The sequence below is a fragment of the Micromonospora sp. NPDC005291 genome (assembly GCF_040607415.1).
Classification (GTDB): domain Bacteria; phylum Actinomycetota; class Actinomycetes; order Mycobacteriales; family Micromonosporaceae; genus Micromonospora.
The window spans coordinates 123,693-146,230 of record NZ_JBEXGR010000001.1 but is presented as its reverse complement, the minus strand read 5'-3'; the positions used below and the strand labels follow the sequence as shown (position 1 = coordinate 146,230).

The window sequence follows — 22,538 nt, the reverse complement described above, 5'->3', positions numbered from 1 at the left end:
TGAGAAAGGATCAACCCGTGCGGCCCAACATCGTCTTCATCATGGCCGACGACCACGCCGCGCACGCGGTGGGCGCCTACGGAAGCAAGATCAACGAGACGCCGCACATCGACCGCATCGCGGTCGGCGGTGCCCTGCTGGAGAACTGCTTCTGCACCAACTCGTTGTGCGCGCCCAGCCGGGCCACCATCCTCACCGGCACCTACAACCACGTCAACGGCGTGCAGACGTTGTCGACCGAGTTCGACAACCGGCAACTCGTCTTCCCGGAGCTGCTGCGTCGCGCCGGCTACCAGACCGCCCTCGTCGGCAAGTGGCACCTCGGGCACGGTCGCGAGCACGACCCCCGTGGTTTCGACTACTGGGAGGTGGTGCCCGGCCAGGGCCGCTACCGCGATCCCGTCTTCATCGGCATGGACGGCAGCGAACAGGTCCGTCCGGGCTACTGCACGAACATCATCACCGACCTGGCCGTCGACTGGCTCGACCAGCGTGACCCGCAGCGGCCCTTCTGCCTGCTGGTCCACCACAAGGCACCACACCGCAACTGGGAACCCGACGACAAGCACCGCGACATGTACCTCGACGACGTGGCCGTGCCGGGATCGTTCGACGACGACCACTCGGGGCACGCCGCTGCCGCTCGGGCCGCCCGGATGCGGGTGGACCGTGACCTGACCGCCGACGACATCAAGGAGATGCTGCCTCCACACCTCGATCCCGACGAGGCCGCGCTCTGGACCTACCAGCGGTACATCAAGGACTACCTGCGGTGCGTCGCCAGCGTCGACGACAACGTCGGCCGCCTGCTCGACTACCTCGACGAGCATGGTCTGACCGACGACACCATCGTCGTCTACACGTCCGACCAGGGCTTCTTCCTCGGTGACCACGGCTGGTACGACAAACGGTTCATGTACGAGGAATCGCTGCGGATGCCGTTTCTGATCCGCTACCCGTCGGAGATCCCGGCCGGCTCCACCACCGGAGCGCTCGCCATGAACGTCGACTTCGCCCAGACGTTCCTCGACTACGCCGACGTGCCGGCCGACCCCCGCATGCAGGGACGCTCACTGCGACCGCTCCTGCGCGGCGAGGACATCGTCGACTGGCGGCAGTCGGTGTACTACCGCTACTGGGAACACGACGACGACGAACACCACGTGTGGGCGCACTACGGCGTACGCACCCACGACCACAAGCTCGTCTACTACTACGCCGACGGGCTCGGCCTGCCCGGCACCTCCGCCACGGCACAGGAACCGGAGTGGGAGCTGTTCGACCTGCGGGCCGACCCCTGGGAGATGCGCAGCGTCCACGACGACCCGGCGTACGCGCAGATCCGGGCGGCGCTCACCGAGGAACTCGCCCGCGTCCAGCGGGAGTGTGGTGACGCCCCGTGGCAGTCCCCGGTGCCGGTCATCGGGTGACGGACGAGTCGACCAGCCGAAGCGAGCCGACGGGACCAGCCGACCGCCGCTGGCCGCGCCGGGTCTACGGGGTGGGCACGGAGCCGGACCCGCGGTTCACCCTCGCCAACGAACGTACGTTCCTCGCGTGGCTGCGGACCGCGCTGGGTCTCATGGTGGCCGCCGCGGCCGTCAAGGCCTTCGGCACGGACGGCTCGCAGTGGGCGGCGGTCGTCCTGGCGGTGCTCGCCGTCGGGGTGGCCGCCGAAGCGTTCCCCCGGTGGAGCCGCAATGAACGGGCGCTGCGGCTTCAGTTACCGCTGCCGTCCACCCCCGTCGCGGTCGTGTCGGCGGTGGGGGTGGTCGCGGCCGGCGTGATGATCGCCGTCGTGGTGCTCATCTGATGGAGCCCCCGCGGCTCGCCGACCGGGGAGCGCAGGCCGAACGCACTCTGCTCGCGTGGCTTCGTACGGCTCTGGCGACGGCGACGGTGCTGGTTGCCGTCGGCCGGGAGTTGGTGCCACGTCATCCGTTCGCCGCTGGGATCGTGCTGGCCTGCGCACCGCTGGCCGTCGCGGTGGCCGCGCTGGCTCGACGCCGGTATCGCACCATCCGGCTGCCCACCGGGCTCGGGCGCTCCGACGGCGCCGCTCTGCTGGCTGTTGCCGGAACGCTGGTGGCGGTCGGTGGTGTGGCGATTCTTGCCCACGTCCTCGCCCGCTGAGGGCGACAGGTGCTGCCGTCCCGGGGCGATGATAGGGGCGCCCCGGGACGGCGAGGGCGGTCAGGCCGCCGATCCGTACAGGTTGATCTCGGCGGCGGAGGCGTACCCGGCCCCGTTCGCGGCGCGGGTGGTGCGCAGACGTACGTGCCGGGTCGTGGTGGGCGCGAAGACGGCCGACTTCAGGGCACTGCCGGGGCCGAAGGTGCCGGCGGCGATCTGGGTCCAGGTGGTGCCATCGGTGCTGGTCTGGATCTGGTAGTCCGCGATGGTGCCGTTGGTGCCTCCGTCCTGACGGGGAAGGTAGTCGAGTCTGTCGATGCGGAAGTTGCCGCCGAGGTCGATGGTGAGCTGGTGCGGCATGGGGGCGACACCGCCGACGTAACGGGTGTGCCAGATGGTGGCGGGATTGCCGTCGATGGCGTTGGCGGCGACGCCGTTCTCGCCGACGGTCTCGACGCTGTCCGCCGTCGCGGTCCAGCGGCTACGGGGCAGCTGCGGGCTGTCTCCGCCGCCGATCGGCTCGTCGGTGGGTACGGCCTGGAACACGGCCACCTCGAACGGCGCCAGCGTGATGCTCACCGGTGCGGCCGGACCCGACACGAAGCCGGAGCGCCGCCCGTCGCGCTCGGTGAACCGGTACCGCTGGTGGGTCCCACCAGGCAGCTCGAAGGCCGTCTGCGGGTTGACCGTGAAGCTCTGCGTGGACGCCGACGGGTTACGCAGCATCAGCATCCCCTTGGACGCGCCCGCCGAGGAGTTCCAGGCGGCCGTGCCGTAGACCGCGCCCGCAGCCGGGTCACCGCCGACCCAGTGCACGTCGCTGAGCAGCCCCTGGTTGGCGCGGGCCCATGTGGCGTTGGCCGCCACGGTGTCCCAGAACCAGGCCGCGCCCGGCCGGTTCGCGTCGACGAGCGTGTTGCGTACGTAGAGTTCCTGGAGGCTGAGCCCGAGCGCGAAGTAGGTGCGGATGTCCTGGGACACCTCGGCCTGGACACTGGGCTTGGTCAGGTCGTAGTCGGCGGTGAACTGCGGTGTGCGGTCGGAGAAGATGATCCCGTGGTTCATCAGGCTCGGGATCGGGAACAGCGGGTTCTGCGTGGTGATGTTGCGGAACGTCTCCGAGTCGCGGTAGTTGACGTAGCGCTGCTGTGCGCTGCCGGCGCCGACCAGGCCCGCGTCGTGCCCGTCGCGCCAGATGGAGTCGGTGTACCACAGCCAGTACGGCGAGCCCCAGGTGCCGACGGTCGCGTTGACGAACACGTCCTTCTGGTGCGCGCGCAGGTCGCCAGTCAGCCCGAGCAGGGCCTCGTAGTCGGCGATGTAGTTGGCGTTCGGCCCGGACTGGTAGAGCCCGCCGCCGATGCCGTCGAGCTTGAAGCCGCGTACCCCCTGGTTGTCCATCATGTCGAAGGCGACCGACCGGAACCGGTCGTAGTAGCGGGCGCCGCCGAGTTTGAACTGACCGCCGCTGTGGGTCTCCAGCCGCTGGTCGGCCGGCTTGCTCGCGTTGACGGCCTGGCGGGTGGCGGCGCTGCTGCCGTACCCGCCGAACGGTGACATCCACACCGACATCGATGCGCCGTACTGCGCGGCGGCGGTCTTCTGCGGCGCGAAGCCGGTGGGGAACTGGGTCGGGTCGAACGACCACACGTTCAGATTCGTCTCGTCGACCTGTGGGACGCGCAGATAGTCCCAGCCGTCGTCGACCCAGAAGCTGTCGATGGTGGCGCCGCGGTTGCGCAGTTGGGTGCCGAACAGGTTGATGGCCCGGGTCAGCTCCGCGCTGTTGATCACCTCGCCGGGTGGCTTGAGGTCCAGCCAGCTCTGGTAGTGCAGGAACGTCCGACGGTCGTGGGCCCGCTCGCGTTGCAGGTAGTACTGGAACGAGCGGCGTAGCTGCCCGGCTGGCGAGACACCGATGGAGGCGGTGTAGACCCACGACGTGCCGGCGGTGAGGTCCCCGGCGCGGGGCACCACGATGTCGACGGCGGACCCGTTCACGGTCGCCTTCGCCATCGGGTTCTCGATGCCGACGAACACCGTCTCGTTGCCGGCCGTGCCGTGCACGACCGGGCTGCCGTCGTCGCTGCCGAGCACCCGTGCGTTGGTCAGGCCCAGCTCCACCAGGCGCAGGGAGGTCACGTCGAACGTGCCGGCCACCGAGCGCACCGTGAAGCGGTGCTGAACGGAGTTTGCCCCGCCGCGCAGCCGTACCTGCCACTGCACGTCGAGCGTCCGCGTGCCGCCGCCGTACCGGAAGGTGGTGGTCACCGCCTGGCCGGCGAAGCGTTCCGCGAGCCGCGCCGACCCGGCGTTCGCCGGCAGGTCGCTGACCACGGGACCGGCGGAGACCGCCGTGTTCGCCGTCGTGATGGTGCTGCCGTCGGCCAGGGTGAGACTGAAGAGCCCGCGCAGACTCATCGGCACGGTGGTGTTCGCCGCCCGGTTGTCGAACCGGGTCAGCGACACCGTGCTGCCGAGCACGCTCCACGTGGTCGACAGCGCCGCGTTGGCCAGGGTGAAGCTGCCGCCGGACAGCGACGCCGTGGCCGCCCCCGGCTGCACACCGGGGAAGACCAGGCCGGCGGCGTCGGTGTAGGCCGGGTCGGCCGGGACCGCCGCGCCGGCCGGGGCCGGGTGGCCCCCGACCGTAGCGACGGCACCGGCGACGAGGCCGAGGACCAGAGCGATCGTGACGGGTCGCCGTGGCGACCGTGTTCTTCTGTGCTGCATCGCTCCTCCAACGGTGATTCAGGCGGTGGGAGTGCTCCAGCGCTGGTTGGCGGCGTTGGTGCAGGGCCAGAGGATGAGCCTGGTGCCGTTGGCGGTCGCGCCGCCGTTGGCGTCGAGGCACTTGCCGCCGGTCCGGTAGCTGCCCGAGGCGGCGTCGTAGGTCCAGCGCTGGGTCGTGGCGCTGGTGCAGGCACCAATCACGATCGTGGTGCCGTCGGTCAGGCTTCCGTTCGCCGGTTCCAGGCACTTGCCGAGGGCGGTGAGGGCGCCGTCATTGCGGTGGGTCCACGTCTGGTTGGGCCCGCTGTTGCAGTCCCAGAGGTTGACCGCGGTGCCGTTGGTGGTGTTGCTCCCGGGAATGTCGACGCAGCGGCTGCTCGCGGCGCCGGTGATGACGCCCTTCTTCGGGCCGAAGACCTCGAACTCCCAGAGGGAGTAGCCGAAGGTGGTGGCCCGTGCGGTTCCCTGCATGCGCACGTACCGGGCGGTGGTGTTCAGCAGGTGTTCGTCGAGGCCGCCGTCCCCGGCGGTGACGGTCACGGCGGTGGTCCAGGCCGTGCCGTCGGTGGAGGTCTGGATTTGGTACGCCCTCGCGTAGGCGGCCTCCCAGCGCAGTGCGACGCGGGAGAGTTCCTGGCTGCTGCCGAGGTCGACCTGGATCCAGCTCGGGTCGGTGTAGGCCGAGGACCAGCGCGTGCCGAGGTCGCCGTCCACCGCCGCCGAGGCCGGGAAGGCGGCCGTCTCGGTCGACGACGCGGTCACCGGACGGTTGGTTGCCAGGTTGCCGGTCACCACGGCCGGGCCGCCGGGAGCCCGACCGATGCGGTCGATGATCGCGCTGAAGGCGGTGTACGTGGCGGCCGGCTTCGGCGACCCCCAGGTCTGCTGGGCGACCACGCGCAGGATCGTCCGGATGCCCGCGGTGACCTGCTCCTCGGTCTCGGCGTTTGGGTAGTCGCACCAGACGTGCACGACAGTGCCGAGGTTGCGGGAGGGGGCGTTGACGGTGTTGTTGCCCTGGAACAGATCCGGGTTCCAGCTTTCGTAGCCCCACGTCACGTTCGGCTTGCCGACGCCGAGGATGTAGTAGGTGGGGTTCCACGCCTGGTTGGAGATGGTGTGCCCGCGGTCCAGTAGGGCCTGCGGGGTGATGCCGTAGTTGTACCAGACCTCGACGTGGATGTTCGATGCCGGCCGGATGGTGCCGTCCGTGCCGATGCCGTCGTTCCACATGCGGGTGGTCTTGCCGCCGGCACGGACGATGTCGTTGGCCCAGTTGATGAAACCGTAGTAGGTGTCCTTCGCGGTGGCGTTCGGCCCGTAGGTCGCGCGGGCGTACGTCAGCAGCTGCGGGTAGGAGGCGTAGTTGCCGACGTACTCGTCCGCGCCGATGTGCCAGTACCGGCCGGGGAACAGCGGCAGGAACTCGGTGATGAGGTCCCGAGCGAGGGTGTAGGCGCCGGGCTTGGACAGGTCGAGGTAGTAGGGGTTGCGGTTGCCGTTGGTGTCGGCGAGCTGGAGGTCCGGGTGGTCGGCCAGGATGGCGTTCATGTGGCCCGGCATGTCGATCTCGGGAATGACCTCGATGTGGTACTGGGTGGCCAGGGCGATGAGGTCGCGGATCTGCTGTTTGGTGTAGTACTGCTCCGACACCACCTCCGGGTGGGTGGTGCTCTCCAGCCGGAATCCGAACGTGTCGGACAGGTGCAGGTGCAACCGGTTCATCTTCAGGTAGGCGAGTTCCTTGACGTGTCGACGGAGCCAGTCGACGGTGAAGTACTTGCGGCCCACGTCGACCATCAGACCGCGTTCGGACTTCGTCGGGGCGTCGGTGGTCGTGCCGGCCGGCACCGTGCTGGACTGCTTGAGCAGTTGCAGTACGGTCCGGGTCCCGTAGAAGGCGCCAGCGTCGGTCGAGCCCTGGATGGCGATGCTCGACCCGACCGTCATCGTGTAGCCCTCGGCGGGTTGGCTGCCGCCCAGGGTCAGCCGGATGTCGCTGGCGGCGGCGGTTCCGGTGGTGACCGGGACGGTGCGGCCGGTCAGGTCACGCAGGTCGGCGGCGAACGTGGCCGCGTCGTCGTTGAGCTGCGCGGTGTACGCGGGATCGACCACGATGCGGGTCGTGGCGCCGAAGGTGTAACTGCCGGTGCCCGCCGTCCACTGCTTCAGTGCCGGGATGACCTGTAGATCACCCGGTACGGCCGAGGCCGGTGTCGCTGGCACGGTCAACAGTGCGGCGGCGAGGACTCCCACCGCTCCGGTGACGCTGATACGTCGAAGACGCATGAACCGCTCCTCTCAAGAAAACGCTGGAAATCAGCAGGACGACGGGTTGGCGGTGCTGTCGGTCGCGTACGCGGTGAGCGTCGCGACCTGCGGGACGCCGCGCGCGGCGGTCACCCGCAGCCGCAGCCGGTCGCTGGTCACGGCGGCGGACAGCGGCACGATCCGCTTGTATCCGACCGATCCGGCTGCGGCGACCTGCTGCCAGGCACCGTTGACCCAGGCGTCCACGGCGAACGCTTCGATGCGCTGGCCGTTGCCGACCGACTCCTGAAGCAGGACCCGGTCGAACGTGCGTGCCCGACAGGCGGTCAGCTCGACCGAGCCGGTGGTGGCGCTGCCCGTGGGCGACCAGTACGTGCCCAGGGCCGCATCGGTGAGGGCGGCGTGCGTGCCGGTGGCACCGGCCTTGGCGAACAGTTCCCGGGCGTACCGGCCGCGTTTGGTGGCGCCGAACCCGTCGAGGGCGGTGACGTCGGGTGCGTCGATCACGCCGGCCCGATTCGGCGGGATGTTGAGCAGCAGGTTGGCGTTACGACCCACCGCGTTCTCGTAGAGCCGCAGGAGGGCGTCCGGTTGTTTGACCGAACCGTTCTGGGCGGAGTGCCAGAACCAGCCGGGTCGGATCGAGACGTCCGCTTCGGCCGGGTACCACGACAGGTACGTGATCGTCCCCAGGTTGCGTCCGATCAGCGCGCTGGAACCCAGATCGCTCGATGCGGCACCACCCAGCAGGTCGTCGTCGCGGTTCAACGCACCCGGATCGGTGCCCTTGAACGGCAGGGCGCTCCATTCGTCGGCGCGGAACGCCCCGGACTCGGAGCCGATCCAGCGCACGTCCGGGCCGTTGATCGCGATCGTGGCGTCGGGTTGCAGGGTCCGGATCAGCCGGTACCAGTCACCGACCTGGTATGCCTGCGGGTACGCGGTGTACGGGTTGGCCCCGTCGAACCACACCTCGGCCATCGGCCCGTACTCGGTGAGCAGTTCGTAGAGCTGGTTGAGGAAGTAGGCGTTGTAGTCGTCGGCGTTGTACGCGTACGTCTGCGTCGGGGTGCGAGTGTCCCCGGCGACGAGCGTCGGGATGGTCACCGACCGTTTGGCGCTGCCGTTGCCGAAACGGTCGCCGCCGCGCCGGCCGGGAATCTCCGCGCCGTCGGCGGGGGAGAGGTAGAAGCCCACGGCCAGACCGGCGGCGCGGGCGGCGTCGACGGTGGCGCGCAGGATGTCGCTCTGGCTCGTCCGGCCCCACCAGGGGCTGCTGCGTACCGAGTGGGAGCTGTACCGCGACGGGTAGAGCAGGAACCCGTCGTGGTGCTTGACGGTCAGGATGACCTGCTTGAAGCCGTTGCGCTTGAGCACGTCGATCCACTGTGTGGGGTTGACCGTGGTGGGGTTGAACTGGGCGGGGTCCTCGTTGCCGCTGCCCCACTCGACGTCGGTGAAGGTGTTCATGCCGTAGTGCAGGAAGGCGGTCAGCTCGCGCTGCTGCCACGCCAGCTGGCCGGTGGTGGGGGTGACCTGGGCGGCCTTCTGCCGGATCCGGTCGAGCGTGTCGCAGGGGTCGACGGCGATGACGTTGGCCGGGGTGACCGGGCCGCTGGTGCCGGGATTGCCCGCGCAGCCGGCCGGCGGTGGTGTGCCACCGCAGATCGGCGCGTCGAGCTGGAAGTCGGCCGGGCCGGCGGCACCGGTCATCGACGCGAGTGCGATGGCGTCCAGCGTGCCGTGCCAGCCGCGGTTACGCGTGCCGGCGTCGTTGCCGAAGCTCAACAGACCCTGTGCGGCGTTGGCCGCGGCGACCGGCGTGGTGACGGTGGTGCCGATCTGGCAGCCGTTGACGTACGCGTTGAGGCGGGCCGTGGAGTCGCTGACGTACTCGTAGGCCAGCGCCACGTGGGTGTCCTGCGTGTTGGACAGGTTGGGCCCGCTCTGCCGGGTGTCGTGGTACGGCGCGTCCGGCCCGTACATGCCGAACTCGGTCGTGTTCTGTGAGCCGCTGGCATAGCGGTAGTAGCCGCCGCCGGCGAGGCTGAGCACCGTGTCGAAGGTGATGGTGGCGCCGCTCTGACGGCGCACCAGCGCCTCGGCCAGCAGGCTCTTGTTGACGTACTTCGCGCTGGTCACCGGGACCCGGGGGGAGAACCCGATGCCGGTGCCGCCGCCGGTGAGCGTGACGGCCGAGCCGCTGATCGTCTCGCTGCCGGCCAGTCGGGTGAGTTGCCCGTCGACCAGTTCCCCGGTCGAGGGGGTGTAGCCGGTGGTGGAGGTGAACGTGCCGCTGAAGCCGACGTCGAGCAGCGGTTGGTAGTCGGCGGCGGCGACGCGCCACTGCTGGTTGGTGGCGGTGGTGCAGGGCCAGAGGATCAGTGGGGTGTTGTTGGCGGTGCTGGCGCCGTTGGCGTCGAGGCAGGTGCCGGTGGCCTGGTTGCGGAGGGTCTTGGCGGTGGTGTCGTAGGTCCAGCGTTGGTTGGTGGCGGTGCCGCAGGTGGTGATGGTGGCGGCGGTTCCGGTGGTGGCGAGGCATTTGCCGCGGTTGCGGATGGTGTTGTCGGCCTGGCGGGTCCAGATCTGGTTGGCCGCGCCGGAGCAGTCCCAGAGGATCAGGGCGGTGCCGTCAGTGGTGGCGGCGCCGGGTACGTCGACGCAGCGGCCGCTGGCCACCCCGACGATCGTGCCGTCGGCGGCGGCCGGGGCCGCGGCGGCCGGTGCTGCCGGTGCGGTGAGCTGGACCAGGTACGTGCCGAGCAGGGCCAGGGTGGCCAGGGCTGTGCCGCTGACGCGCGCGGGGCGGCGCAGGGTGGGGGTCACGGGGTGTCCTCTCCGGGCACGGGTCAGAAAGGGGTGGTGCGGGGGTGTGCGATGTGAGGCGGTTGCTACATCAGCCACTGCTGGTTGGTGGCGGTGGTGCAGGGCCAGAGGATGAGGGTGGTGTTGTTGGTGGTGCCGCCGCCGTTGGCGTCGAGGCAGGTGCCGGTGGCCTGGTTGCGGAGGGTCTTGGCGGTGGTGTCGTAGGTCCAGCGTTGGTTGGTGGCGGTGCCGCAGGTGGTGATGGTGGCGGCGGTTCCGGCGGTGGTGCCGGCGGGGGCGAGGCATTTGCCGCGGTTGCGGATGGTGTTGTCGGCCTGGCGGGTCCAGGTCTGGTTGGCCGCGCCGGAGCAGTCCCAGAGGATCAGGGCGGTGCCGTCGGCGGTGGCGGCGCCGGGTACGTCGACGCAGCGGCCGCTGGCCACCCCGGTGATCGTGCCGTCCGTGGTGGCGGACACCGCCTGGTAGCGGTGGCCGGCCTCGGCGGTGAAGCTCACCTGGTTGCCGGAGCGGGTCACCGGCACGGTCTGGTTGGTGGTCAGGTCGACCAGCGGTGCGGTCGCCAGCAGCGGGTTACGAACCGTCAGGGTGCCGCTGCTGCCGGCGGTCAACGTGATCCGGCTGGCCAGCCGGTTGCGCCACTCCGCGTCCACGGTCACGTTGCCGCGTGCCTTGAGGCCGCTGACCGAACCGACCGGCCATGCCACCGGCACGGCTGGCAGGACGTCGAGGACGCCGTTCTGGCTCTGCAGCAGCATCTCCGCCATTCCGGCGGTGGCCCCGAAGTTGCCGTCGATCTGGAACGGCGGGTGGGTGTCGAACAGGTTCGCGAGCGTGCTGCTCTTGAGTTGTTCGGCGAGCATCTTGTGGGCGTGGTCGCCGTCGAGCAGCCGAGCCCAGAAATTGATCTTCCAGGCCTTGCTCCAGCCGGTGCCACCGTCGCCGCGTGCCGTCAGGGAAACCTTGGCGGCGTTGGCGAGGGCAGGGGTGGTCAGTGGCGAGATCTGCCGACCCGGGTGCAGGGCGTACAGGTGCGAGACGTGCCGGTGGTCGTTCGTCGGGCTGTCCCAGTCCGCCTTCCACTCCTGCAACTGGCCCCAGGAGCCGATCCGCAGGCCGGGGTCGAGCTTGTTCAGCGTGGTCTGCCACTGCGAGCGCAGGGTGGCGTCGACGCCGAGCGTGGTGCTCGCCTCGATGGTGTTGGTGAGCAGATCCCACACGATCTGCTCGCTCATCGACGCGCCGGCCGAGAAGTCACCCTGCTCCGGTGAGTAGCTGGGTGAGACGACCAGCTTGCCGTCGCGAGGATCGACGCGCAGGTTGGCCCGCCAGAACTCCGCGGCCTCCTTCATCGCCGGGTACGCCTGATCGCGCAGGAACGCGGTGTCGCGGGTGAAGCGGTAGTGCTCGTAGAGGTGCTGGCACAACCACGCGGCAGCCTCCGGGAACCAGAAGGCGGTCGCCCAGTCCTGGACACCGGTGAAGCCGTACGGGTTGGTGCTGAGGTGGGTGACCCAGCCGGTCGTACCGTAGATGTTCTGCGCGGTGCTCCGGCCAGGCGCCCGCAGGGCGTCGATGAAGTCGAACAGCGGCGTGGCGGTCTCGGACAGGTTCGTGGTCTCCGCCGGCCAGTAGTTCATCTGGACGTTGACGTTGGTGTGGTAGTCGGCCTGCCACGGCGGGTTGTTGGAGTTGTTCCAAATGCCCTGCAGGTTGGCGGGTAGGGAGCCGCCGCGCGACGACGCGATGAGCAGGTACCGGCCGAAGGAGAAGTACAGCGACTCCAGCGCGCGGTCCTGGGCCCGTCCGGCGGCGCCGGTGTAGGCCGAGCGCAGCTCGTCGGTGGGGATGTTCGGCATCTGCCCGCCCACGTTGAGCCGGACGCGGTCGAAGAGCGTCTTGTAGTCGGCGAGATGAGCCGTGCGCAGTGCCGCGAACGTGGAGGCCGCCGCACCATCGACCGCCTGGGTCACCTGGGCGTGGGGGTCGGCGCCGCGGTAGGCGGGGTAGGTGTCGGCGTACGACGTGGCGGCGGACAGCACGAGGAACGCCGAGTCGGCGCCGGCGACGGTGATCCGGTCGGTGCCATCGGTCCGGGTGCCGCCGGTGGTCACCACCCGGTACTGGGTTTCGTGGATCAGCCCGTTGCCGGGCAGCGCACCTCGGGCGGTGATCCGGCCGTTCGCCACCGTGACGGTGCTGCCGGGCTGGGCCGAGGCGGGACGCAGGACGAACGAGACCTTCCCGGCCTGGCTGGCCGACAGCCGGGCGACGATCACGTTGCGGGGGTAGCTGGCGAAGTACTCGCGCTGGTAGGTCACCCCGCTGTGGGTGTACCCGACGCGGGCGGTGCCCTCGGCGAGGTCCAACTCGCGTCGGTAGCCGCTCACCGTGGCCGGGGTGCCGGTCATGTCGAGGTACATGTCGGCGAGGTTCTGGTACGACCCGAATCCGGTGGCCGGCTGGCCGAGCGCGGTGGCGACCGCGCCGGGCGCCATCCGTCCGTCCCGGTCGATCTGGGCCTGCACGCCAGCCAGGGCTCCGGGCCGTGGTGACGTCCAGTTGCCGTGGTTGTAACCGGTGGCGCCGGGCCCGCCCGTCCACAGTGTCTTCTCGTTGAGCTGTAGGCGCTCGGTCTGGATGCCACCGAAGACCATGGCACCGAGCGCGCCGTTGCCCAGCGGCAGCGCGTTGCTCTCCCAGTTGGCGGCGGGCTCGTCGTACCAGAGCGCCAGCCCGGGGTCGGCGGCGGCTTCGGCCTCGGCCTCCGCCTCGGCTGGAGCGAAGCCGGACACGGAGGTCAGGCACGCGGCCACGAGAAGGACCGCGGCTGCGGCCCGCAGGACTTTCTGGATACTGCCGGTCACAGGCATAGGGCCTCCTCTATGCCATGGGAGTTAACGTGGGATGTATATTTTTGTCAATGGCTCGAACGCCTAAGTCTGATGTGGTCACCCGCGACGAAGATCGCGACCTCGATGGCGAACCGCCAGCCCATCTCGGCCTATTGCTCTGATCGACGGCACCTGCTAGACATCCGATGTCCGAGCTCATACCTTCAGAAACACCCGATGTTTGCGGGACGGTGCGAGTGAAGCTTCTACGAGTAGGGCATCCCGGCGAGGAACGCGCGGCCATCCTTGAGCCCGCGTGCTGACCGTCGACGCGCACCATCACCTCTGGGAAAATCCGGCCGCCTACGCCTGGCTCGACGACGACCGGATGCGGTCGATCCGTCGCCCGTTCACGGTGGGCCAGTGGCAGGCGCAACTGCGCGCCGCCCAGGTCGACTGCTCCGTTCTCGTGGAGGGCGGGCGATGCGACGAGGCGGAGTCGGATGACCTGCTCCGGTGGGCGGCCGAGGCGCCGCAGATCACCGGCGTGGTGCTGTGGGCGGACCTGACCGACCCCGGGTTGGAGGCCCGCATTGCCCGGCACCTCCGGCGCTCCGGTGGCGAACGGGTGGTCGGTGTCCGCGCCCAGATCCAGGCCGAGCCGGACCCGGATTACCTGGACCGCACGGACGCGCGCCACGGCGTGCGTGTCGTTGCGTCGGCCGGGCTGGCCTTCGACCTGGTCGTCCGGGTGGACCAGTTGCCTGCCGCGGCCCGGGCCGCGGCAGCGCTGCCGCACGTCCGCTTCGTCCTCGACCATCTGGGCAAGCCGGAGATCCGGGCAGGCACGCCCGGATTGGCCCGGTGGCGCGGGTCGTTGGCGGCGCTTGCCGAGCAGCCCAACGTCACGGCAAAGGTGTCCGGGCTGGTGACGGAGGCGGACTGGGCCTCGTGGCGCGCCACCGACCTGCGACCGTTCGTCCGCGAGGCGCTCGACCGTTTCGGGCCGGACCGCTTGATGTTCGGTTCCGACTGGCCGGTGTGCCTGCTCGCCGGCAGCTACGGCCGGGTCCGGGCGGCGCTGCACCAGGCGTTGCCGCCGCTGTCCGAGGCAGACTCCAGTGCGATCTTCGGAGGCACCGCGGCGCGGGTCTACCAACTGAGGGTGTAACCCCCGCGATCATGGCAACGGCCCCTACCCTGAACATTTTGCGGAGGCAGCGATGGCTCTCACCGACGAGGCGATCGGCAAGATCAAGACGATGATCACGTCGGGTGAGCTCGGCCCCGGCGATCGACTGCCCAAGGAGGCGGACCTGGCCCGGCGGCTCGGTCTGTCCCGCAACTCCCTGCGCGAAGCGGTGAAGGCGCTGTCCATCATCCGCATCCTGGATGTCCGCCAGGGCGACGGCACCTATGTCACGAGCCTTGCCCCACAGTTGCTGCTCGACACGCTCGGCTTCGTCGTGGACTTCCACCGCGACGACACCGTGCTGGAATTCCTGGAGGTCCGGCGCATCCTTGAGCCAGCCGCCACGGCGTTGGCCGCGCAGCGGATGGGTGCCGAGGACATCGCCGACCTCCAGGCGGTGCTCGACAGCCTCGGCGACACTCCCGACGTCGAGGCACTGGTCGCCAACGACCTGGAGTTCCACCGCCTGATCGCCGTCGGCTCCGGAAACACGGTGCTGTGCTCGTTGCTCGATGGGCTCTCCGGGCCCACCACCCGCGCCCGCATCTGGCGCGGTGTCACCCAGGAGGGCGCCGTCACCCGGACTCGGGAGCAGCACCAGGCGATCGTCGACGCGATCACGATCGGGCAGGCCGATCTCGCGCGTTCCTGGGCCACCGTGCACGTCGCCGGTGTCGAGGAGTGGCTCCGCCGGGCACTGTGACCGGGCCACTCAGAACCGCGCGATTGCGGCGAGCGTCAGCCGACGGGTGACAGCCCCGCGAGAGGTACGACGGCCCCCGCCTCCAGCAACGCCTCGGTCGTCACGCTCACTGCTGCTCCTCCGACGTCTCGACGACTCGACCGGCGTAGAGCGCCAGGCTGGCCCGGAGCCGCGCTGCTGGCCGTGGCCGTGGAGCACCCGTACCGTCCTGGCGGCCCCGGCCACGTGACGACGTGGCTCGGGCCGTGGACCTTCCGTCTACTCGGGATCTCGCCCCGATTCAGCAGCCCGATCTCGGATCGGGCGGCGATGGTGGTGTCGCTTCAGGACTGCACGACGCGGGCGATGCTCGCCCGGACGGGCGCGTAGTGCTCGGCGATCGCGGCGCGTAGGTCCGCCACGTCGCCGGCCGCGGCCGCGTCCACGATTGCCCGGTGCCGCTGGGCGGTGATCACCCGATCCTCCGGCTCGGTACGCAGCGTGGGAGCGACGATGGCCTGGACCTGCCAGAACGCCTCGGTCAGCTGGAGGATCAGGTCGTTGCCGAGGGGCTCCAGCAACTTCACGTGGAAGGCCCGGTCGACGTCGAGGAAGTCCTTCCCCTGGGCGGCCAGGTTCTCCATCTCGTCGACGAGCGCGGAGAGGGCCGCCTGCTGCTCACCGTCGAGGACGGCGATGACCTGGGCCGCCAGCCCCTGCTCGAGGGTCTGGCGGACATCGACGACCTGCCCCAGCACATGGTGGTCCTCCTCGCCGCTCAGAAGACCGCGGAAGGTCAGGCTTTCCACGAGCGCGGCGAGGGACATGCGGCCGACGAAGGTTCCGTGACCGTGCCGCACCTCGACGATGTCGAGGGCAGAGAGGATCTTGACGGCCTCGCGCACGCTGGACCGGCTGGCACCCACCGCCTCGCACAGTTCCGCCTCGGTGGGAAGGAGGTTCCCTGGCTTGAGGCGGTTGCGCAGGATGTACTCCTTGATCTTGGTTGCGACTTCCTGCCGGCGGGGACCTGGGCGCTCCGAACCGCGTAACGGAGTCGCGTCAATGGTCGTCATCTGCCACTTGCCCTTCCCTCACGAATCTGACACGCTCACCCTATCGGCATCAGATGTCAGACGTCAGACCCCATTATCTTCGAATCCCTCAGCGCGAGCGGTCACGCGAGCGCATGAAGAGCCTATGGAGGCAGCTACGTGAGCACCACCGTTAAGCCATCGGGGAGTCGGCGCGTCCCCCCGCGCCGGTTCCGCTCGCTGGCCGTCGCGTCCACTGCGGCAACCCTCGCTCTCGGTCTCGTTGCGTGCAGCGGCGGCCCGGCCTCGACCAACGCCGTCGAGGGCGGAAACGGGGGGAAATCCTCGATCGAGACCACCCTGGCGTTCACCCTCTCTAGCGGGTTCGACCCAGCGAACGCCTCGTCGGCGGTGGCGACGGCGGTCAACCAGCACATTTTCGAGGGTCTCGTTGATCTCGACCCGGTCACCCGCGAACCTTACCGGGCCCTGGCCAAGGCAGACCCGATGCCCAGCGCGGACGGGCTCACCTACACCGTGACCCTGCGTGACGGCGCGAAGTTCTCCGACGGCACCCCCGTCACCGCCGAGGACGTCGCCTGGTCCTTCGAGCGTGTGCTGAAGCCGGCGGACCCCAAGGCCCCGCCGCTGATGCAGGGGTTCGTGTCGTTCATCGACTCGGTCACCGCCAAGGACGCGACGACGGCCGAGTTCAAGCTGAAGTACCCGTTCGCGCTGTTCGCCGAGCGGATCGCCGTGATCAAGATCCTTCCGAAGGCGAAGACCGCGGACGCGGCCGCCTCGAAGGCCTTCGACACCGCACCGATCGGCTCCGGCCCGTTCAAGATGGACAGCGCGTCCAAGGAGTCGGGCATCAAGCTCAGCAAGAACGAGAACTACGGCGGACCCCGTCCCGCCAAGGTCGACACGATGACGTGGAACACCACGTCGGAGGCCTCGGCGCGGGTGTCGGACCTTCAGGGCGGCCGGGTCCAGGCCATCGAGTCGGTGCCGTACCTGAACGTCGACTCGCTCAAGGGCAAGTACACCGTCGACGCGAAGCAGGCCTTCAACCAGGTCTTCCTCATGTTCAACTCGTCGGCAGCGCCGTTCAGTGACAAGCGGGTTCGCCAGGCCCTGCACTATGCCATCGACAAGGACGCGGTCATCAAGACCGCGCTCAACGGCTACGGCACCGCGGCAACGAGCTACCTGGACGAGGGCAACAAGGACTACCAGCAGGCCGCTACGGTCTACGACTACAACCTTGACAAGGCCAAGGCCCTGCTCAAGGAGGCCGGTGTCACGAACCTGTCGTTCCAGCTCGACACCACCGACAACTCCGTCGTGAAGGATGTCGCCCCGCTGGTCATCGAGCAGTGGAAGAAGATCGGCGTCACCGCCAGCCTCAACACGGTGCCCTCGTCGGCCATCTACGGCGACATCGTTCCGAAGGACACCTTCCGGGTGCTGATGGCGACCGGTGACCCCAGTGTCTTCGGCGTCGACACCGACCTGCTGATGCGCTGGTTCTACTACGGCGAGACCTGGCCGGGCCAGCGTTACCGCTGGAACGCCGCGGACCGCAAGGCCATGGCCGACCTGCTCGACAAGGCGGCGCAGACCTCCGACGAGGCGGCCCGCAAGGCCCTGTGGAAGCAGGCCCTGGACAAGGTGGCCGACGAGGCCCCGTTGTACCCGATCCTGCACACCAAGGTCGTCACCGCGTACGACCCCGGCAAGCTCAGTGGCTTCTCGGGTGCCTCGACGACCGGCCTGTACTTCCTGGACGCCAGCCGAAAGAGCTGAGCCCGTCTCGGGGGCCCGAACCCCGGCCCCTCCACGTCCCGCCCAGCCCCTGACACCCTCGGGCTGGGCGGGACGTCCCGGCGGCCCTCGACGAGAGAAAGACACCATGCTGAGTGTTCTGAGCCTGGTCGCGCGACGACTCCTGACCCTGATACCCCTGGTGCTGGGCATCACGATGTTCGTCTTCGTGATCATGCAGTTCTCCCCGATCGATCCCGCGCTGTCCGTCCTCGGCGACCAGGCGAACCCCGCGCAGGTGGCGGCGTTCAAGGCCGCCAACGGCCTGGACGACCCGCTGCCCCTGCGGTACCTGCACTTCCTGGGCGACCTGGTCCGGGGCGATCTGGGCATGACCTTCCCGCCGTCCGTCCCGGTCGCCGACAAGATCGCCACCGCGCTGCCGCTGACGATCCAGTTGACGGCTCTCGGGATCGTCGGCGCGCTGGTCATCGCGTTGGCCCTGGGCATCCCCGCCGCGCTGTACCGGGACCGCTGGCCCGACCAGGTCATCCGGTTCATCTCGATGGCCGGGATCGCCATGCCGTCGTTCTGGCTGGCCCTTCTGCTGATCCAGGAGTTCTCGGTCCGCCGCCCGGTCTTCCCGACCGGTGGGTACGTCAACCCCGGCGACTCCTTCTCCCTCTGGTTGCAGTCCCTCGCCATGCCCGCGCTGGCTCTCGCCGTGCCGGTCGGCTGCTCGCTGGCCAGAATCGTGCGGACGTCGATGGTCGAGGAACTCGACAAGGACTACGTGCGTACGGCCATCGGCGCCGGGCTGCCGCCCCGCGTGGTCGTCGGACGCAACGTGCTGCGCAACGCGCTCGTCAACCCGCTCACCGTGCTGGGCCTGCGGATCGGCTACCTGCTGGGCGGCACGGTCGTCATCGAGGCCATCTTCTCGCTGCCCGGCATGGGCACCCAGATCATGAGCGCGGTGCAGCAGAACGACACCGCCCTCGCGCAGGGGACCGTGCTGACGATCGCCATCGGCTTCGTCTTCGTGAACCTGGTGGTCGACATCCTCTACCTCTTCGCCAACCCCCGACTGCGCGGAGCCCACTGATGCGCCGAACACTCACCGCCCGGCTGTCGGCTCCCGGCATCGCCTTCAAACGCCTCAGCGTCACCGCCCGGATCGCACTGAGCTTCGTCCTGCTCATCGTCGTGGTGGGCATCTTCGCGCCGCTGATCCTGCGGCACGACCCCGCGCAGGCCGGGCTCGGTCCCGCGCTGACCGGCCCCAACGGCGACTACTGGTTCGGCCTGGACAAGCTCGGACGCGACGTGTTCTCGAGGCTGGTCGCCGGCACCCGACGCTCCTTGATCGTGGGCTTCGGCAGCGCCGGCATCGCCCTGGTGGTCGGCGCGATCCTGGGCGCGCTGGCGGGAACCAGCCGGCCCGCGGTCGACGAGGTCGTCATGCGGTGCCTCGACGTCGTCATGGCCTTCCCCGCCATCGTGCTCTCCGCCCTGCTGATCATCTCCTTCGGCAAGAACAGCCTTCTGGTCCTCGTGGTCGCGATCGGCTTCGTCTTCATCCCCTCGATCGCGCGAATCGTGCGCGCGAACGTGCTCTCGCAGTACCGGGAGGACTACGTCGCGGCCGAACGGATCATCGGCGCCCGGCGACCGCACATCCTCTGGCGGCACGTCCTACGCAACTGCGCCGCCCCGATCCTCGTCTTCGTCACCGTCATGGTGGCGGACGCCATCGTCTTCGAGGCGTCCCTCTCCTTCATCGGCGGCGGGCTGGCGCCCCAGGAGGCGGCCTCCTCGTGGGGCTCGGTCATCGCCTTCGGCAAGGAGATGGTCCAGATCGGCGGCTGGTGGGCCACGTTCTTCCCCGGCCTGCTGATCCTGCTCACCGTGCTCGCCCTGAACGTGCTCTCCGAGGGGATGTCCGACGCCTGGGCCGCCCCGGCGGCGCGGCGGGCCACCGCAACGAAGGCCGGCGACGCGCAGGAGGAGGCGCAGCCCGGCTCCGGCGAGATCATTCAGCTGCCCGGTCTGGCCGAGGCGGCGCTGCGGCTGCGCGAGCGCGCCCGTCCGCTCCCGCAGGGTGAGCCCGTCCTCGAGGTCCGGAACCTGTCGATCGGGTTCGAGGGACGCCACCGGGGCGTCGACATCGTCGACGACCTGACCTTCGACGTCCGCCCCGGCGAGGTGCTGGGCCTGGTGGGGGAGTCCGGCTCCGGCAAGTCCCTGACCTCCCTCGCCGTGATGGGCCTGCTGCCGCAGGGCGCCCGGGTCCGCGGCGAGGTCCGCTTCCAGGGCACCGACCTGCTGACGGTGAGTACGAAACGGCGTCGTGCCCTGATGGGGCGCGAGATCGCGATGGTCTACCAGGACGCCCTCTCGGCCCTGAACCCCTCACTGCGCATCGGCCCTCAGCTCGCCCAGATGATCAGCCGTGGCGGCACCCGGTCGGCCGAGGAGCTGATGGACCTGGTGGGCCTGGACGCGCAGCGCACCCTGTCCGCGTACCCGCATGAGCTCTCCGGCGGGCAGCGGCAGCGCGTGGTGATCGCGATGGCCCTGTCCCGGGACCCGCGCCTCATCATCGCCGACGAGCCGACCACCGCGCTCGACGTCACGGTCCAGGCGCAGGTCATGGAGCTGCTGCTGCGGCTGCGCGGCCAGCTGGGCTTCGCGTTGATCCTGGTCAGCCACGACCTTGCGCTGGTCAGCGACGTCGCGGACCGCGTCGTGGTGATGTACGGCGGCCAGATCGTCGAGAGCGGTGTCACCGCCGACGTGGTCGGGGCGCCCGCGCACCACTATGCCCGTGGCCTCCTCGGCTCCGTGCTCTCCCTTGAGGTCGGCGCGGAGCGGCTCACCCAGATCCGCGGCGTCGTGCCGTCGCCGGCCGACTTCCCACCGGGATGCCGGTTCGCTGATCGCTGCCCCATGGTGACCGAGGTCTGCCGGGAGACGGTGCCCCGTCTCGAGGGCATCGAGGGCCACCGGTACGCCTGCCACCACCCGGCCGTCACCGTCACGGAAGAGGAGCTGGCCCGATGAGTGCGTCAGTCCCGCGCGAGTCGATCGTCGAGCTGCGCGACGTGCACGTGGTTCACCGCACCCGCGGGGGCGGCATGTTCAGCCGCGAGCGGGTGTACGCCCTCACCGGCGCGGACCTGACAGTTCGGGCCGGCGAGACCATCGGTGTCGTCGGTGAGTCCGGCTGCGGCAAGTCCACGATGGCCAAGGTGCTGGTGGGCCTCCAGCGGCCGACGAGCGGCTCGGTCGCCTTCGCCGGCAAGGACGTGTGGTCGATGAACGCGGCGGAACGACGCCAACACATCGGGGCCGGCGTCGGCATGATCTTCCAGGACCCGGCCACGTCGCTGAACCGGCGCATGCCGGTCCGCGACATCCTGCGCGACCCGCTCGACGTGCACCGTCGCGGCACCCGCAAGCAGCGTGAGGAGCGGGTCAACGAGCTGATGGCCCTGGTGGGGCTGCCCAGGTCGGTCGCCGATGTCCTGCCGAGCCAGCTCTCCGGTGGTCAACGCCAGCGGGTGTCCATCGCACGTGCCCTGGCTCTTGAGCCAGGCCTGGTCATCGCCGACGAGCCCACCAGCGCCCTCGACGTGTCGGTACGGGCGCAGATCCTCAACCTGCTCCTGGACCTCAAGGAGCGTCTCGGCCTGGCCATGGTTTTCGTCTCTCACGACATCCAGACGGTCAAGCGGATCAGTGACCGCGTGGTCACGATGTACCTCGGCCGGATCGTGGAGCAGACACCCGCCGCCGGGCTCCCCGAGAGCGCACAGCACCCGTACACCCGGGCGCTCTTCTCCGCCACGCCGGGGCTGCTCTCGCCGCTCGATCCGATCCCTCTTGTCGGCCCCGTGCCGCTCGCCACCCGGCCGCCCCGCGGATGCCCGTTCCGCACGCGGTGCTGGAAGGCCACCGACGTGTGCGCCACCGAGATGCCACCGACCCAACCGGGCGGCGACGCGGGCGGCTCCCACGAGTTCCGGTGCTACCACCCCGTTCCCGCTGGATCCAGCAACACAGAGCTGGTCGAACTCGCCAGAGCAGCGACCGGCCGCACCACCCCCCTACATGTCGAGGAGTCAGCGTGACCACCCCAGCCCCGCGGTTCGCCGGAGTCGTGCCGCCGGTCGTCACCCCCCTGACCGAGGAGGGCGCGGTCGACGTCGCCTCCCTCGAGCGGCTCGTCGAGCGGATGCTCGCCGCCGGCGTCGACGGCATCTTCGCCCTCGGCAGCTCCGGCGAGACGGTGTTCCTCACCGACAGCCAGCGGGACCAGGCTCTCGAAACCGTCGTGAAGACCGTCGGAGGCGCCGTACCCGTCATCGCCGGCTGCATCGAGCCGACCACCCGCCGGGTCCTCGACCGGGCCGCCGCGTCGACGCGGCTGGGTGTCGACGGCCTGGTGGCGACCGCGCCCTTCTACGCCATCGTCGGCCCCCACGAGATCGAGCGGCACTTCCGGTCCCTCGCGTCGGCGGTCGAGCTTCCCCTGCTGGCGTACGACATTCCCGTCTGCGTGCACGCCAAGCTCTCCCCGGGCCTGCTGACCCGGCTCGCGATCGAGGGCGTCCTTGCTGGCGTCAAGGACTCCAGCGGCGACGACGTCTCCTTCCGCCAGTTGGTGCTGGCGATCGCGGAACACGCGCCGAACGTTGGCTTCAGCCTGTTGACCGGGCACGAGGTGGTGGTCGACGCGATGATGCTCGCCGGCGCCTCCGGCTCCGTCCCCGGGTTGGGCAACGTGGACCCGGCGGGCTACGTGCGACTCCACCGGGCCTGCGTCAGCGGCGACTGGGATGCCGCCCGCGCGGAGCAGGACCGCCTGACCCGGCTGTTCCGGATCGTCGACGCGGCGGACCCGGCGACGGCGGGAGGGGCGACCCGGGGTGTGGGCGCGTTCAAGACCGCACTGGCCCTGCTCGGTGTCATCGACAGCAACGCGGTGTCACTGCCACTGCGGCCGCTCGACGCCGACGAGACCAGCCGAGTGCGTACCCAGCTGGAACTGGCGGGGCTCCTCTAGT

General features: G+C 69.7%; 15 protein-coding genes. 10 read left to right on the top strand and 5 right to left on the bottom strand.

Annotated elements, in window-relative coordinates:
* Positions 1-17: 17 nt before the first annotated feature.
* From ABZT18_RS00610 to ABZT18_RS00600, 3 genes are read left to right on the top strand one after another with little or no spacing between them, the layout of a single operon-like run.
* The gene (locus ABZT18_RS00610; protein ID WP_354993477.1) at positions 18-1,430 is read left to right on the top strand and encodes a sulfatase; all 1,413 of its coding nucleotides are present in this window, start codon (positions 18-20) and stop codon (positions 1,428-1,430) included.
* Entirely contained in the window at positions 1,427-1,813 is a 387-nt protein-coding gene (locus ABZT18_RS00605; RefSeq protein ID WP_354993478.1) for a DUF202 domain-containing protein, read from the top strand. The genes ABZT18_RS00610 and ABZT18_RS00605 overlap by 4 nt, the downstream gene beginning before the upstream one ends.
* Positions 1,813-2,133, top strand: coding sequence for a DUF202 domain-containing protein (locus ABZT18_RS00600; RefSeq protein WP_354993479.1), 321 nt, complete (start codon positions 1,813-1,815; stop codon positions 2,131-2,133). The genes ABZT18_RS00605 and ABZT18_RS00600 overlap by 1 nt, the downstream gene beginning before the upstream one ends.
* Before the next feature lie 60 nt (positions 2,134-2,193).
* Here ABZT18_RS00600 and ABZT18_RS00595 read toward each other — a convergent pair whose 3' ends face one another.
* The 4 genes from ABZT18_RS00595 to ABZT18_RS00580 form a co-directional block, all read right to left on the bottom strand.
* Positions 2,194-4,866 carry a discoidin domain-containing protein gene (locus ABZT18_RS00595; RefSeq protein WP_354993480.1) on the bottom strand — a complete coding sequence of 891 codons (2,673 nt, stop codon included), beginning with the start codon at positions 4,864-4,866 and terminating at the stop codon, positions 2,194-2,196.
* A gap of 18 nt (positions 4,867-4,884) precedes the next feature.
* Positions 4,885-7,155, bottom strand: a complete 2,271-nt coding sequence (locus ABZT18_RS00590; RefSeq protein ID WP_354993481.1) for a family 20 glycosylhydrolase — start codon at positions 7,153-7,155, stop codon at positions 4,885-4,887.
* Positions 7,156-7,185: 30 nt separating this feature from the next.
* Complete coding sequence (locus ABZT18_RS00585; RefSeq protein WP_354993482.1) at positions 7,186-9,963, bottom strand: alpha-L-fucosidase; 2,778 nt, start codon at positions 9,961-9,963, stop codon at positions 7,186-7,188.
* A 65-nt stretch (positions 9,964-10,028) separates the two neighbouring features.
* On the bottom strand, positions 10,029-12,827 hold the full coding sequence (locus ABZT18_RS00580; RefSeq protein ID WP_354993483.1) for a glycoside hydrolase N-terminal domain-containing protein: 2,799 nt from the start codon (positions 12,825-12,827) through the stop codon (positions 10,029-10,031).
* Positions 12,828-13,110: 283 nt separating this feature from the next.
* Here ABZT18_RS00580 and ABZT18_RS00575 point away from each other — a divergent pair, with 283 nt between their 5' ends.
* Positions 13,111-13,965, top strand: coding sequence for an amidohydrolase family protein (locus ABZT18_RS00575; RefSeq protein ID WP_354993484.1), 855 nt, complete (start codon positions 13,111-13,113; stop codon positions 13,963-13,965).
* Positions 13,966-14,017: 52 nt separating this feature from the next.
* Complete coding sequence (locus ABZT18_RS00570; RefSeq protein ID WP_354993485.1) at positions 14,018-14,689, top strand: FadR/GntR family transcriptional regulator; 672 nt, start codon at positions 14,018-14,020, stop codon at positions 14,687-14,689.
* Between the two features lie 323 nt (positions 14,690-15,012).
* Here the strand turns inward: ABZT18_RS00570 and ABZT18_RS00565 are convergent, their stop codons facing one another.
* Positions 15,013-15,744, bottom strand: a complete 732-nt coding sequence (locus tag ABZT18_RS00565; RefSeq protein ID WP_354993486.1) for an FCD domain-containing protein — start codon at positions 15,742-15,744, stop codon at positions 15,013-15,015.
* Positions 15,745-15,882: 138 nt separating this feature from the next.
* Between ABZT18_RS00565 and ABZT18_RS00560 the strand changes: the two genes are divergently transcribed.
* The 5 genes from ABZT18_RS00560 (at position 15,883) to ABZT18_RS00540 (ending at position 22,537) form a co-directional block, all read left to right on the top strand.
* Positions 15,883-17,511, top strand: a complete 1,629-nt coding sequence (locus tag ABZT18_RS00560) for an ABC transporter substrate-binding protein (protein WP_354993487.1) — start codon at positions 15,883-15,885, stop codon at positions 17,509-17,511.
* 106 nt (positions 17,512-17,617) lie between these two features.
* Positions 17,618-18,574, top strand: coding sequence for an ABC transporter permease (locus tag ABZT18_RS00555; protein ID WP_354993488.1), 957 nt, complete (start codon positions 17,618-17,620; stop codon positions 18,572-18,574).
* Positions 18,574-20,532: a dipeptide/oligopeptide/nickel ABC transporter permease/ATP-binding protein gene (locus ABZT18_RS00550; protein ID WP_354993489.1), complete on the top strand. Its 1,959-nt coding sequence runs from the start codon at positions 18,574-18,576 to the stop codon at positions 20,530-20,532. The genes ABZT18_RS00555 and ABZT18_RS00550 overlap by 1 nt, the downstream gene beginning before the upstream one ends.
* The gene (locus ABZT18_RS00545) at positions 20,529-21,602 is read left to right on the top strand and encodes an ABC transporter ATP-binding protein (protein WP_354993490.1); all 1,074 of its coding nucleotides are present in this window, start codon (positions 20,529-20,531) and stop codon (positions 21,600-21,602) included. The genes ABZT18_RS00550 and ABZT18_RS00545 overlap by 4 nt, the downstream gene beginning before the upstream one ends.
* Positions 21,599-22,537 carry a dihydrodipicolinate synthase family protein gene (locus ABZT18_RS00540; RefSeq protein ID WP_354993491.1) on the top strand — a complete coding sequence of 313 codons (939 nt, stop codon included), beginning with the start codon at positions 21,599-21,601 and terminating at the stop codon, positions 22,535-22,537. Before ABZT18_RS00545 ends, ABZT18_RS00540 begins: the two co-directional genes overlap by 4 nt.
* Position 22,538 lies beyond the last annotated feature (1 nt).